At 67.4% G+C, this 12,340-nt stretch carries 15 protein-coding genes; 4 read left to right on the top strand and 11 right to left on the bottom strand.

Annotated features, from left to right (window positions below):
• Positions 1-2 precede the first annotated feature (2 nt).
• From pufA to pufC, 4 genes are all read left to right on the top strand, one after another.
• Positions 3-233, top strand: coding sequence for a light-harvesting antenna LH1, alpha subunit (gene pufA / locus M1K48_RS13750; RefSeq protein ID WP_249503755.1), 231 nt, complete (start codon positions 3-5; stop codon positions 231-233).
• A 124-nt stretch (positions 234-357) separates the two neighbouring features.
• On the top strand, positions 358-1,179 hold the full coding sequence (pufL, locus tag M1K48_RS13745; protein WP_249503754.1) for a photosynthetic reaction center subunit L: 822 nt from the start codon (positions 358-360) through the stop codon (positions 1,177-1,179).
• Between the two features lie 17 nt (positions 1,180-1,196).
• Positions 1,197-2,318 (top strand): photosynthetic reaction center subunit M, encoded by a 1,122-nt coding sequence (gene pufM / locus M1K48_RS13740; RefSeq protein ID WP_249503753.1) that lies wholly within the window; start codon positions 1,197-1,199, stop codon positions 2,316-2,318.
• Positions 2,319-2,331: 13 nt separating this feature from the next.
• Positions 2,332-3,459, top strand: coding sequence for a photosynthetic reaction center cytochrome PufC (gene pufC, locus M1K48_RS13735; RefSeq protein ID WP_249503752.1), 1,128 nt, complete (start codon positions 2,332-2,334; stop codon positions 3,457-3,459).
• Between the two features lie 145 nt (positions 3,460-3,604).
• Here pufC and M1K48_RS13730 read toward each other — a convergent pair whose 3' ends face one another.
• The 11 genes from M1K48_RS13730 to bchL all read right to left on the bottom strand — a co-directional run bounded on the left by M1K48_RS13730 (position 3,605) and on the right by bchL (position 12,325).
• The gene (locus M1K48_RS13730) at positions 3,605-3,808 is read right to left on the bottom strand and encodes a hypothetical protein (RefSeq protein ID WP_249503751.1); all 204 of its coding nucleotides are present in this window, start codon (positions 3,806-3,808) and stop codon (positions 3,605-3,607) included.
• 241 nt (positions 3,809-4,049) lie between these two features.
• On the bottom strand, positions 4,050-5,270 hold the full coding sequence (gene hemA, locus M1K48_RS13725) for a 5-aminolevulinate synthase (RefSeq protein WP_249503750.1): 1,221 nt from the start codon (positions 5,268-5,270) through the stop codon (positions 4,050-4,052).
• Positions 5,271-5,282: 12 nt separating this feature from the next.
• A complete protein-coding gene (puhE, locus tag M1K48_RS13720; RefSeq protein WP_249503749.1) occupies positions 5,283-6,062 on the bottom strand; it encodes a putative photosynthetic complex assembly protein PuhE in 780 nt (259 codons plus the stop codon).
• Positions 6,059-7,102, bottom strand: a complete 1,044-nt coding sequence (gene acsF, locus M1K48_RS13715) for a magnesium-protoporphyrin IX monomethyl ester (oxidative) cyclase (protein ID WP_249503748.1) — start codon at positions 7,100-7,102, stop codon at positions 6,059-6,061. The genes puhE and acsF overlap by 4 nt, the downstream gene beginning before the upstream one ends.
• Entirely contained in the window at positions 7,099-7,395 is a 297-nt protein-coding gene (locus tag M1K48_RS13710) for a hypothetical protein (RefSeq protein WP_249503747.1), read from the bottom strand. Before M1K48_RS13710 ends, acsF begins: the two co-directional genes overlap by 4 nt.
• Complete coding sequence (gene puhC, locus M1K48_RS13705) at positions 7,392-7,874, bottom strand: photosynthetic complex assembly protein PuhC (RefSeq protein WP_249503746.1); 483 nt, start codon at positions 7,872-7,874, stop codon at positions 7,392-7,394. The genes M1K48_RS13710 and puhC overlap by 4 nt, the downstream gene beginning before the upstream one ends.
• Positions 7,871-8,512 (bottom strand): photosynthetic complex putative assembly protein PuhB, encoded by a 642-nt coding sequence (gene puhB, locus M1K48_RS13700; protein WP_249503745.1) that lies wholly within the window; start codon positions 8,510-8,512, stop codon positions 7,871-7,873. The genes puhC and puhB overlap by 4 nt, the downstream gene beginning before the upstream one ends.
• Positions 8,509-9,288 carry a photosynthetic reaction center subunit H gene (gene puhA, locus M1K48_RS13695; RefSeq protein ID WP_249503744.1) on the bottom strand — a complete coding sequence of 260 codons (780 nt, stop codon included), beginning with the start codon at positions 9,286-9,288 and terminating at the stop codon, positions 8,509-8,511. Before puhA ends, puhB begins: the two co-directional genes overlap by 4 nt.
• A 21-nt stretch (positions 9,289-9,309) precedes the next feature.
• On the bottom strand, positions 9,310-10,734 hold the full coding sequence (locus M1K48_RS13690; RefSeq protein ID WP_319941180.1) for a BCD family MFS transporter: 1,425 nt from the start codon (positions 10,732-10,734) through the stop codon (positions 9,310-9,312).
• Positions 10,731-11,441: a magnesium protoporphyrin IX methyltransferase gene (bchM, locus tag M1K48_RS13685; RefSeq protein WP_406696846.1), complete on the bottom strand. Its 711-nt coding sequence runs from the start codon at positions 11,439-11,441 to the stop codon at positions 10,731-10,733. The genes M1K48_RS13690 and bchM overlap by 4 nt, the downstream gene beginning before the upstream one ends.
• Complete coding sequence (gene bchL, locus M1K48_RS13680; RefSeq protein WP_249503743.1) at positions 11,438-12,325, bottom strand: ferredoxin:protochlorophyllide reductase (ATP-dependent) iron-sulfur ATP-binding protein; 888 nt, start codon at positions 12,323-12,325, stop codon at positions 11,438-11,440. Before bchL ends, bchM begins: the two co-directional genes overlap by 4 nt.
• Positions 12,326-12,340: the final 15 nt, after the last annotated feature.

Below are 12,340 nucleotides of genomic sequence, written 5' to 3'. Positions count from 1 at the left end.
CCATGTGGAGAATCTGGCTGATTTTCGATCCCCGCCGTACCCTGGTGGCATTGTTCACCTTCCTGTTCGTACTGGCATTGCTGATCCATTTCATCCTGCTCAGCACCGACCGGTTCAACTGGCTTGACGGGCCGCGCGCGCAAAATGCCGGCGTGACCGCAAGTTCGCCGGCGGCCCTGCCCCCGGCGGCGGCAGCCCCGGTGGCCGCGGCTCCGGTCGCACCCGCCCAGTAAGTCCCCTTGCCGCTTCGAAGGGCTCCGGACGGCGGCGTGCCGTCTCCCCGGCTGCCCTTCGAAGCGGATCCACCGCCTTTCACCACCCAGCCCGGCCACGGGCGCGAACGGGAGCGCTGTCCCCATGATCCTCAGTTACGAGCGCAAATACCGGGTTCGCGGCGGCACCCTGCTGGGCGGCGACCTGTTCGATTTCTGGGTCGGCCCCTTCTACGTAGGTTTCTTCGGCGTGCTTGGCGCCTTCTTCACCTTGCTCGGCACCGGGCTGATCCTGTGGGGGGCCGCGATCGGCCCGACCTGGAACCCGTGGCTGATCTCGATCGCCCCACCCGACATCAGCTACGGCCTGGCGCTTGCGCCGCTGCGCGAAGGCGGATTGTGGCAGATCATCACTTTCTGCGCGATCGGATCGTTCAGCTGCTGGGCGCTGCGCGAGGTCGAAATCTGCCGCAAGCTAGGCATCAGCTACCACGTGCCGGTCGCCTTCAGCTTCGCTATCTTCGCCTATGTCAGCCTGGTGGTGATCCGCCCGATGCTGCTCGGCGCCTGGGGCTTCGGCTTCCCCTACGGCATCTTCAGCCACCTCGATTGGGTCAGCAACACCGGCTACCAATATCTGCACTTCCACTACAATCCGGCGCACATGCTGGCGGTGAGCTTCTTCTTCACCACCACCCTCGCGCTCGCGATGCACGGCGGCGCGGTACTGTCGGCGGTCAACGTCCCCAAGGGCGAACCGGTCAAGACCCCCGAATATGAAGACAGCTTCTTCCGCGACCTGATCGGCTATTCGATCGGCACGCTGGGCATCCACCGCCTGGGCCTCCTGCTGGCGCTTAACGCCGGCTTCTGGAGCGCGATCTGCATCATCATTTCCGGACCCTTCTGGACCCGCGGCTGGCCGGAATGGTGGACCTGGTGGCTCAACCTGCCGATCTGGTCGTGATGGAGGGGAATTGAGCCATGGGCGCCTACCAGAACATCTTCACCCAGGTGCAGCTCCGGTCAAAGCCGGAATATGGCGCACCGCTCCCCACCGGCAACGACCCGCGGGTCGGCAGCGGCCAGTATCATTATTGGATGGGCAAGCTCGGCGCCGCACAGGTCGGCCCCTTCTACCTCGGCAAGCTGGGGCTCGCCTCGCTGATCTGCGGCTTCCTCGCGTTCGAGATCATCGGCCTCAACATGTGGGCCAGCGTCAATTGGGACCCGGTGCAGTTCGCACGCCAATTGCCGTGGCTCGCACTTGAACCGCCGGGGCCGGAATGGGGCTTCTATCCCTTCGTTCCGCTGGCGCAGGGCGGCTGGTGGATCATGGCCGGCTTCTTCCTCACCTGCTCGGTGCTGCTGTGGTGGGCCCGGACCTACCGCCGCGCGCGAGAACTCGGCATGGGCACCCACGTCGCCTGGGCCTTTGCCAGCGCGATTTGGCTGTTCCTGGTGCTGGGCTTCATCCGCCCGGGACTGATGGGCAGCTGGGCCGAAGCGGTGCCGTTCGGGATCTTTCCGCACCTCGATTGGACCGCGGCTTTCTCGATCCGCTACGGCAACCTCTTCTACAACCCGTTCCACGCGCTCTCGATCGCGTTCCTCTACGGCTCGACCCTGCTGTTCGCGATGCACGGTGCGACCATCCTCGCCGTCAGCCGGTATGGCGGCGAGCGCGAGATCGAGCATATCACCGACCGCGGTACCGCGCTGGAGCGGGCCGCCCTGTTCTGGCGCTGGACGATGGGTTTCAACGCAACGATGGAATCGGTGCACCGCTGGGCCTGGTGGTTCGCCGTGCTGACCACGCTGACCGGCGGCATCGGCATCCTGCTGACCGGCACCGTCGTCGACAACTGGTATCTATGGGCGCAGGAACACCATTACGCGCCCTCCTATCCGACCACCAACACGGCCGATCCGGCCCTGCAGCCGCTGCCAGTGCCCTATGACCCGAGCGCAGCCGCCAGTCCGACGGTTCCGGCCGAGGCCGGCGGCCTTCCGGTCGGTGACGCGGCCGGTCCGCCCCCGCCGGTCGCCACGCAGCCCACCACGGTCCCGACGCCCGCCGCGCCGACGCCGCTGCCGGCCCGCTGAGGAGAGCCTTCCCATGACGACCCCTCGCACCCTCCTCACCGGTGTCCTTCCGCTGCTCGCGCTGTCGGGCTGTGAGCTCGGATCGAAGGCCAGCCAGCAGACCGGCTATCGCGGCACCGGCATGGACCAGATCACCGACGTCAGCAGCATCAAGGCGGCCGCCGCGATTCCCGCGCCGCCCTATCCGCTGTCGGCCGCGGCCTCGACCGGACCCCGGGTGCAGGGCCAGAACATCCAGGTTCTGAACAACCTTTCCGAAGAGGAATTTGGCCATCTGATGAGCTCGATCAGCCTGTGGGTCGCGGGCGACGCCGCCAACTGCCAATATTGCCACAATCCGGCGAACATGGCGGACGACAGCGTCTATACCAAGAAGGTCGCTCGGCAGATGCTGAAGATGACCATGTCGCTCAACTCGCAATGGTCCAACCACACCGGCCAGACCGGCGTCACCTGCTATACCTGCCACCGCGGGAAGCCGGTGCCCGAATATGTCTGGAGCCCCGAGAAGCCAGCCGACAAGATGACCATCCGCGGCCAGAAGCGCGGCCAGAACACCCCGGACGCCAACGTCGGCTATGCCTCGCTTCCGACCGGCGTGTTCGAGGAATATCTTGGCGGCAACGCGCAAAGCGTCCGGGTCGCCGCCAGTACCGCCTATCCCGGCACCCAGCCGCTGACCACGCGCGACGCCGAGAACAGTTATGCGATCATGATGCACGTGTCGAAGTCGCTCGGCGTCAACTGTACCTTCTGCCACAATTCGCAGAGCTTCCGCAGCTGGTCGCTGTCGAGCGCGCAGCGGGCGACCGCCTGGTACGGCATCCGAATGGTGCGCGACATCAACGGTTCGCACATCAGCCCGCTGGCCCGTGCCGGGGTCTTCCCGCCAAACCGTCTCGGGCCGACCGGGGCCCCGCTGCAGGTCAATTGCCTGACCTGCCACCAGGGCGTGAACAAGCCGCTGGGCGGCGTGTCGATGATCAAGGATTATCCGTACCTGCGCCCGGCCGGCTACAATTCGCAGCCCCGCACGGCGGCGGAACAGGGCGTGGTCCGCGCCTTGCAGCAGCCTGCTGCCATGACGGGTCAGATCAGTCCGCCAAACGCCCCCAACAAGGTCGACCAGCCGGCGCGCTGAGCAGACGTTTTACCGACTGGTCCCCTGCGAAAGCAGGTGCTCAGTGCCTTTTTGAACTGGTGAAGCTGCAGCGTTCCCGCTGTCGCGGTCGAACGCCAAAACTTGTGCAGTCGCCTGACGCAGTGAAATCATTGCGCGGCGCGCCTCAACGGCGCGTGGGTGGTACGTCGGTGACGCCCTGCGCATTCTCCTGCGCGCGCTTTTCGTCGAGCGCCTCGCCCTTGGGGCCTTCCATCGGATGGCGGTTCTGAGGCTTGCGCAGGAACCACAGGAACGCGACCAGGACGATCACGAATACCCCGATCAGGATGAACAGGTTGTTCGCTGGCAGATAGTCCGACGTGCTCATGGCGCTTCTCGCTCTGATGTCGCGGGTGTCCGGCAATCAACGTCCGGCCGTCCGCCGGGGTCCCTCCTCACCTAAAGCCGGTAAGGCTCGGCCGGGCTGTCCTACACGGCATCTGCGTGCCATATAGGTTCGGTTCGTCGGACCGACGGACTGCGACAACGGGGATTCAAAAGCAAAGGGCGAGGCTGCCGCCCGGCACCCCCGCCCTTTGTGAACTTCGCGACCATTGTGACCTTGGCGGTCAGGCGGCGACCGCCACCCGGCTCAGCGCGCAGCGCGACCAGATCTCGCTCAGCGCCTCGACCAGCCGGTCGACGTCCTCGGCGGTATGCACCGGCGAAGGCGTGATGCGCAGCCGCTCGGTCCCGCGCGGAACGGTGGGATAGTTGATCGGCTGGACGTAGATCCCATACTCCTCCAGCAGCCAGTCGCTGATCTGCTTGCAGTGCATCGGGTTGCCGACCATCACCGGGATGATGTGGCTGTCATTGTCCATCACCGGAATGCCGACCGCCTTCAGCCGCGCGCGGACCGTCGCTACCCGGTCCTGCTGGCCCTGCCGCTCAACGGCGCTTTCCTTGAGGTGGCGGATGCTCGCCGCCGCCCCGGCCGCCAGCGCCGGCGGAAGCGCGGTGGTGAAGATGAAACCGCTCGAGAAGCTGCGCACGAAGTCGCACAGGGCCGCCGACGCTGCGATATAGCCGCCCAGCACGCCGAACGCCTTGCCGAGCGTTCCCTCGATCACCGTGATCCGGTCCATCAGCCCTTCGCGCTCGGCGATGCCCCCGCCGCGCTGCCCGTACAGGCCGACCGCGTGGACCTCGTCGATATAGCTCATCGCGCCGTGCGCCTCGCACACGTCGAGGATCTCGGCGATCGGCGCGATGTCGCCGTCCATCGAATAGACGCTCTCGAACGCGACCAGCTTGGGCTGGTCCTTGGGCAGCGCCGCCAGCCGCCGGTCGAGGTCGCGCCAGTCGTTGTGCGCGAACACCTGCCGCTCGGCCCGGCTGTGACGGATCCCCTCGATCATCGAGGCGTGGTTGCCGGCGTCCGAGAGGATGACGAGGTTGGGGATCCTGGCGCCAAGCGTCCCGAGCGCTGCCCAGTTGGACACGTAGCCCGAGGTGAACAGCAGTGCCGATTCCTTCCCGTGAAGGTCGGCGAGCTCGCGCTCCAGGCAGACATGCTGGTGCGTGGTGCCGGCGATGTTGCGCGTGCCCCCGGCCCCCGCCCCGCAGCGGTCCAGCGTGTCGTGGATCGCGTCCAGCACCTTGGGATGCTGGCCCATGCCGAGATAATCGTTCGAGCACCAGACAGTGACCTCGTCAGGGCCGTCCACGCCATGGCGACGGGCCCTGGGGTAGGAGCCCGCGCGGCGCTCCAGCTCGGCGAAGATGCGATAACGCCCCTCGCCTTTCAGCTCGTCCAGCGCCTCGGTGAAAAAAGCTTCATAGTCCATGGCTTATCCCCCCTAGGCCGGTTCCGCGGCGCGTACAGTCGGTGGTGCCGGCCGAGCCCAGCGCCACAAGGCGCCGTCGCGAACCGGAAGAGCGAGAAAGAGCAGCTCGAGCGTGCCGAGGGCCGCAAGAGCGAACACTAGGCTGGGCGCGGCAGCAGCGTCGCTGGCGAGCGCCCGGCCGGCAAGCCACACGGACAGCGCCAGGCTGGCCGCCAGCATGACGATCAGCGTCAGGCTCATCCGCCGCGGTCCGTAATAACTCCGGAGGTGGTGAAGCTGGGCCGGGAGCAATTCGTCCGTCAAATTGGGCACCCCGCTGAAGATGGCGAGCTTGGCGGCGAGGCGAAGAACGAACAGCAGCCCGAACACCGCCGCTCCTGTTGTATTCGCCATTCCCCAGCATAGCGTGACGAGCAGCGCCAGCAGCGCGGCGAGGGCAAGTTCATGCCACAGCAGCGCAGCAGTAGCCTGAAGAAAACGGGGCGCCCCGGTGACGTCACGGTCCGCGGCGATGCGACGCGGTCCGGCCGCCGCTCCAGTCAGGAAGGCGAACTCCTGCCAACCCCAGATCGCGAGCGCGGCGAGCGCTGCGGCGTAGGTGCCAAAGGCGCTACCGTCATGCCGGGTTGCGGCGACCACGGCCACGCCGACAATCGCCGTCAGCGAGGTCCACAGCATCGCCCCGCGATAGGTGGCGCGGGGGCGGTGGACCATCCACACGACCAGTCCCGTGCTCGAGAACCAGGCGAGGAGGACCGCTGCTGCGGGCAGAAGGTGGTTGTCGAGGGTCACCAGGCCGGCTGCAACCGGACCGTGGCGGGCAAGGCATGGCTGGCGGGACGAAGGAAATACATCCGCGCAAAGGCGATGCCAGCGCCGATCAGGTGCGGGATCCGGGCCAGGCCGCGGCGGGCCGACAGCTTGTCGTGGCTGACGCGCAATTGCTCCATCGCGGCACGGAAGCGCGGGTCGTCGATCGGAAGCTCTACCGGGAATACCTGGCGGCTGATCTGATTGCAGATGTGGAATACCTGGTAATCATAGTCGGTCGGGTTGACGCCGATCGCCTTGTGGAATTCGGGCCGGCCGTGATCGCGGACGTACATGGTGGCGTAGACCGACAGCAGGAAGAAGCGGATCCACAGCTTGTTGACGCCGGTCAGCAGCTTCGGGTCAGCGCGCATCAGCATGGCGAAGGCCTCGCCATGGCGGAATTCGTCCTGGCACCAGCGTTCGAACCAGCTGAAGATCGGGTGGAAGCGAAGCTCGGGATGGCGCTCAAGCTGGCGATAGATGGCGATATAGCGGGCGTAGCCGATCTTCTCCGACAGATAGACGGCATAGAAGATGAACTTGGGCCGGAAGTGAGTGTATTTCTTGGTCTTTGTCAGGAAGCCGAGGTCGATCCCGAGGCCGGCATCCTTGAGCGTTTCGTTGATGAAGCCGGCGTGCCGGCTCTCGTCGCGGGCCAGTGTCTTGAACAGCTTCTTCATGTCCGGGTTGGTGACCCGCTTGGCAATCTCGGCGTAGAGTACGCAGCCCGAGAATTCGCTGGTCAGTGAGCTGACCAGGAAGTCGATGAACTCACGGCGCAGCGGCGCGGGCAAGCCCTCCAGCACGCCTTCGAAATCCTCGGTCCGCTTGAAGTGACGCTTGTTTTCGTCGCGGTCGAAGTCGGCCATCAGCGCGTCCCATTCGGCGCGCACCGACGACACGTCGATGCGGTCCAGCGCGGCGAAATCGGTGGTGTAGAAACGCGGGGAAAGCACCGTGTCCTCGCACGCCTTGGCGAGCGACTCGTTCGACGTCTTGATATGGGCATGCGCGTTCATGCGAGCCTCCCGGGCGAAAAGCTGACTTCGTAGAGTTCGGACATCTCGAAATGCGCGGTCAGCCGGGTCCAGGCCCGGCGCAGCGGCCCCGCCACCTCGACCGTGGCGGTGCGGTCGATGGTCAGGCTCTGGCCGAAGGGGACGACAACCGGCGCGCCGTGCACGGTGATGCGGTCGCCCGGGCCCATCTCGAGCCCGTCAGGCAGTTCGAGATGCGCGTGCAGCGCGTCGGGATCGTGCTGGACCGCGATGCGGCACGGCGTGTCGAAGCGGGCGGCGCAGAACAGGCTCACGAGGCTTTGCTCCCGGTGACGAGGAAATGCGCAAAGGCGGCGCGGTTGGAGGGTCCGAACGAGCCGAGCTCGATCACCCGGCCGGTGGTATCGTCGCTCAGCGTCAGCCCGCCATTCGGCCAGGCCGACAGCCGGAATGGGGCTGTCGCCCCTTCCCCGTGCTGGCGCCGCTCACGCGCCAAGCCGCGCATGACGCCGCGGATGAAGCCGCTTCCCTCCGCACCGATCGTGGCGACTTCCTTGCCGGTCGTCGCATCGGAAACGAGCACATGGCCGTCGGCGGTGTCGGCAAAGCGCAGTTGGCGCTCGGCGGTGGGACGGAGCCCCGCTTCGGCCCGGATCTGCGAGGGATTAGCGGTCGGCGACACCGCGCCGACCCGGACCCCGGCCACTAGCAGCAGGGAAAAGCCGACCAGCGCGACGGCGGCCTTGAGTGCGGCCGGAGGAACCATGTTCTCGTGGCTGTGATCGTCGATCATGCCGCGACCCCTGCAGGCTGGGCAGCGATACGTGCAGGGCGACGCACGGGCCGGGCTTGAACGGGTGCCGGAGCGTCGGCCTCAACCTCGACCAGCGCGGCGCAGCATTGATGGAGCAGGCGCGCGACGGTTTCGGCGTCCGGAACCGCGCGCAGCATCGGCTCGGGATTGCGGGTGCGCCACGGGCGGACATGCGGCCACAGCAAGGCCCAGGCGATCCGGCCGTTGCCGGCGAGGCGGAGCGCAATGTCCCCGCTCCCATCCGCGGCCAGCCGGAGGTCGGCGGCCTCGACCTGCTTGAGCGGCAGATTAAAGTGCATCGGCAGAGCCATCCCGACCCGCAGCACCAGTCGGCGGTCGGTCAGGGTGTAGACGCTGGTGCGGGCCGAAGCGCGGGCGAGCATCGCCAGCACGCCAAGGCAGATCGCGCCGGCGCCGACGGTCAGCAAGGCGCCGGTGACGCTGCCCATCAACAGCCCGGCCGCGCTCAGCACCACGAAATAGAAAGCGACCGCACGGGCGTGGAAGGCTTCCTGCAGCAGGCGGCCGGCGTCGGGACGCCCCTGCCAGACGATCGCCTCACCCGGCGGAAGCGGGGCCGGGAGGCCGTTGAGCTGATCGGCGAGAAGACCACTCACAGCAAAGGCTCCGTGCGGCCGGGCAGCCCATAGAGGTAGCCGCCGCCGAAATAGCCGACCAGCTGGTCCTCTTCGCGGCGGGTGATCTGGCCGGCGGTGGCGAGCACCGGCGCACGGCCGAACTGCTCGGCGCTGATCGCGTCGACGTGAAATTGGCGGCGCGAGCGCTTCACCGTGCCCATCAGGAACGGGACCTGGACCGTCCGTCCGCCGCCTTCCAGCGCAACGTCAACATAGCGTACGAGATGGTCGGATCGGTCGATCCACACATCGGTGATGGTACCCGCGACCTTGTAGTCGGCGCCGGTGACGGTCATCCCGACCAGGTTCGGATCCTCACGCGCGATCGACCAGTGATCGTCGCTGCTGAGGGGAACGATCCGCAGCCGCCCTTCCATGTCCTGGTCGGGATAGTCGGCGCGCTTGACCCAGGCGGCGGGGCCGACGCCGTCGACCAGCGGATCGCCGGTCGGAACATAGGGCGCGCCGGGGAAGCGCGCGAAGGGCTTGGCGCCGACCAGCTCGACCGGCTCGCGACCCTGCGACGGGGTGGTCGCATAGCCGCGATCGAACGGCAGCTTGAAGCGCTTGTAGGTCGAGGCGGTAAGCGGCCCCCATGCGCTGTCGACCCGTCCGGTCACCGCATCTTCCAGCGGATAGCCCTCGCGCCGGTCTTCGCGGCGCAGGTAGAAAACGAGCGCGACGAAGAAGCCCACGAAGGCGTAGAAGACGAGTTCTGCGACATCGAGCCGGCCGACGATGATTTCGGGGTGCATGGCGTCCTTGTCCTTCTCTCTTCAGCTCGGGAAATGAGCCAGGCCGAAGCGCGGGGTGGTATCGGTCGGGGTGGTCTGGGCACGCACGAGCGGTCCGAGGACCGCGATTGTCAGCAGCAGGAGCACGATTTCGGCGGTGTAGACGGCGCCGTAGCCGGTCGCCCGGACCGCCAGGGTCTCGCCGAGCTGACCGGCGGTGGCGGTTGCGGCGATCGCATCGCGCGCGATCCCGCCCAGAAGAATGGCAGCCCCGGCGGCGGACGCCTGCACCGCACCCCACGCGCCGAGCGCGAGGCCCGATGGCGAGCGCTGCGCAAGGGTCATGGCGGCGACCAAAGTCCCGACCATGAACAGTCCGCCGCCGAACCCGATCAACGCCGCGCCCGCCATCAGCAGGAAGGGATTAGACGCGGGCGCGGCGAAGATGACGAGGGTGAAGGCGGCGAGGCCGGCGACGCAGCCGAAGCCCGCCAGGCGATGCGGTTCGCTGCCCCGTGCGAGCCGGGCGCCCGCCAGCGCGAAGCCGCAAAGCGCGCCGAGCGCCCAAAGCGCCGTCAGCGAGGTGGTGACGCCGACGGCGAGGCCGAGGATCTCGCCGCCATAAGGCTCGAGCAGAACATCCTGCATGGTGAAGGCGGCGGTGCCGAGCCCGACCGACAGCAGCAGGCGGCGGCTGTTGTCCTCACCCATCAGCCGTGCCCACATCTCCCCGAACGCGGGCGCGGGGGATTGGTGCGCGATCTCGGCACGCGAGCGGCGGCTTTCCTGTTTCCACGAAGCGGCGATGTTGAGAAGCAGGGCGGCGAGCGCGGCGCCCTGGATCACCTGCACCAGCCTCGTGGCGGAGAAGTCGGCGAGCGCAGCGCCGATCACCAGCGCGCTGACCATCGTTCCAAGCAGCAGCATGACATAGAGAAGGGCGACCGCGCGCGGCCGGCGGTCTTCGGGCGCGAGGTCGGCGACCAGCGCCAACCCGGCGGTCTGCGCGACATGGAGACCAGCGCCGGTGAGCAGGAAGGCAAAGCCCGAGGCGGCGAGGCCCAGTGCCCTGCCCTGCTCAGTCGACAGGATCAGCAGCGCGAAGGGCATCAGCGCCAGCCCGCCGAACTGCAGCAGCGTCCCGAACCAGAGGTAGGGGACCCGCCGCCAGCCGAGCACCGAGCGATGATGGTCGGAACGATGCCCGATGAACGCGCGGAACGGCGCCAGCAGCAGCGGGATGGCGATCAACGCCGCGACCAGGCCCGAGCTGACCCCGAGCTCGACGATCAGCACGCGGTTTAGCGTGCCACTGAGCAGCGCCGCGGTCATCCCGGCGCTGACCTGGAACAAGGACAGGCGAAGCAGCCGGCCAAGCGGAAGTTCGGCGCTTGCCCCGTCCGCGAATGGCAGCCAGGCGGTCGCCACCCGGGTCCACATATCGGGGCTGAGGGCGCGTCCGCTCACGGCCGGCGGACCAGTTCGATCGCGTAACTCTTGTAGAAGCCGCGGCTGATCCGTGCGGTGCGTCCGATCTGCCAGCCCTGCAGCAAGGCGAGGCGGCGGCGCAGCTCGGTCTCGGCGATCGGGACGATGGCGGGAGAACGATCCTTGCGCGGGAAGAAGCGGCCGAGGCTGAGCATCGCGCCCAGCAGCCGGCTTCCCGGCGCGACGGTGAACAGCAGCGAATAGCGGGTCCGTGCCGCAAGGCATTCGAGCGCGGCGGACAGATCGTCGGGACGATAATGGATGAGCGAATCCATCGCCACCACATGGTCGAACTCGCCAAAGGCGGGGTCGAGCATGTCGCCGGCATGGAACGATGCGCGGGCCGCCGAGACCCGGACACGGGCGACCTCGATCAGGCCGCCGGCAACATCGACCGCGACCACGTCCGCGCCGCGCCTGGCGGCAACCTCGGCGAGGGCACCGGTGCCGCAACCGGCGTCGAGCAGCCGGCGACCGTCGAGCACCGGCGGAAGCCAGGACAGCAGGGTCGCCCGCATCTCATCACGCCCGGCACGCACGGTGCGGCGGATGCGGCTGACCTTCGCGTCGGACGTGAGGTCGATCCAGGCCCGGCGGGCGGTACGGTCGAAATAGGTGCGCAGCGCCTCGCGCCGCTCGGCATAGGCCGGCGCGGTGGTAAGCGGGGCGGCGCTGCTGGCCATCATTCGAAGCCCAGGAAATCGAAGATGTCGCGATCCTTCATCGACCGCGCGGTCGACGGCTCGATCCCGTCCCACAGCGCCTTGGCCAGGCGCATATATTCGTCACGCGCAGCCTGGACCTCGGAGCCGTCCTCCATTTCGAACAGGGTGCACTTCTTGAGCCGCGAGCGGCGGATTGCATCGACGTCGCGGAAGTGGGCGAGGCGCGCCAGGCCGGTGGCCTTGGCGAAGCGATCGATCTCGCCGGTCTCGGCCGAGCGGTTGGCGATCACGCCCGCCAGCCGGACGTCGTAATTCTTGGCCTTGGCGTTGATGGCGGCGATGATCCGGTTCATCGCGAAGATGCTGTCGAAGTCGTTGGCGGCAACCACCACCGCGCGCTCGGCATGCTGCAGCGGCGCCGCGAAACCGCCGCACACCACGTCGCCGAGGACGTCGAAGATGACCACGTCGGTCTCTTCCAGCAGGTGGTGCTGCTTCAGGAGTTTGACCGTCTGCCCGACGACGTAGCCGCCGCACCCGGTCCCGGCCGGCGGACCGCCGGCCTCGACGCACATCACCCCGTTGAAGCCTTCGAACATATAGTCCTCGGGCCGCAGCTCCTCATGGTGGAAGTTGACGCTTTCGAGCACGTCGATGACGGTCGGCATCAATTTCTTGGTAAGGGTGAAGGTGCTGTCGTGCTTGGGGTCGCAGCCGATCTGCAGCACCCGGTGGCCGAGCAGCGAGAAGGCGGCCGACAAGTTGGACGAGGTGGTCGACTTGCCGATCCCGCCCTTGCCGTAGACCGCGATCACCTTGGCGCCCTTGATCTTCTGGGTCGGGTCGAGCTGGACCTGCACCGACCCCTCGCCGTCGCCCTCCGCCAGGGTGGGGGTGCCGCTCATGGAAAAGGGATGATC

The sequence above is a fragment of the Sphingomonas glaciei genome, from assembly GCF_023380025.1.
Classification (GTDB): Bacteria; Pseudomonadota; Alphaproteobacteria; order Sphingomonadales; family Sphingomonadaceae; genus Sphingomicrobium; species Sphingomicrobium glaciei.
The sequence above is the reverse complement of the archived record's forward strand: the minus strand, read 5'-3'. Positions and strand labels throughout refer to the sequence as shown.

Bases quoted from the DNA above. Each gene is read 5' to 3' on its own strand.
- pufL (WP_249503754.1), top strand. From the start codon at position 358: ATGATCCTCAGTTACGAGCGCAAATACCGGGTTCGCGGCGGCACCCTG.
- pufM (WP_249503753.1), top strand. From the start codon at position 1,197: ATGGGCGCCTACCAGAACATCTTCACCCAGGTGCAGCTCCGGTCAAAG.
- pufA (WP_249503755.1), top strand. From the start codon at position 3: ATGTGGAGAATCTGGCTGATTTTCGATCCCCGCCGTACCCTGGTGGCA.
- bchL (WP_249503743.1), bottom strand. From the start codon at position 12,325: ATGAGCGGCACCCCCACCCTGGCGGAGGGCGACGGCGAGGGGTCGGTG.
- puhC (WP_249503746.1), bottom strand. From the start codon at position 7,874: ATGATCGACGATCACAGCCACGAGAACATGGTTCCTCCGGCCGCACTC.
- hemA (WP_249503750.1), bottom strand. From the start codon at position 5,270: ATGGACTATGAAGCTTTTTTCACCGAGGCGCTGGACGAGCTGAAAGGC.
- M1K48_RS13730 (WP_249503751.1), bottom strand. From the start codon at position 3,808: ATGAGCACGTCGGACTATCTGCCAGCGAACAACCTGTTCATCCTGATC.
- bchM (WP_406696846.1), bottom strand. From the start codon at position 11,441: ATGATGGCCAGCAGCGCCGCCCCGCTTACCACCGCGCCGGCCTATGCC.
- puhA (WP_249503744.1), bottom strand. From the start codon at position 9,288: ATGCACCCCGAAATCATCGTCGGCCGGCTCGATGTCGCAGAACTCGTC.
- pufC (WP_249503752.1), top strand. From the start codon at position 2,332: ATGACGACCCCTCGCACCCTCCTCACCGGTGTCCTTCCGCTGCTCGCG.
- acsF (WP_249503748.1), bottom strand. From the start codon at position 7,102: ATGAACGCGCATGCCCATATCAAGACGTCGAACGAGTCGCTCGCCAAG.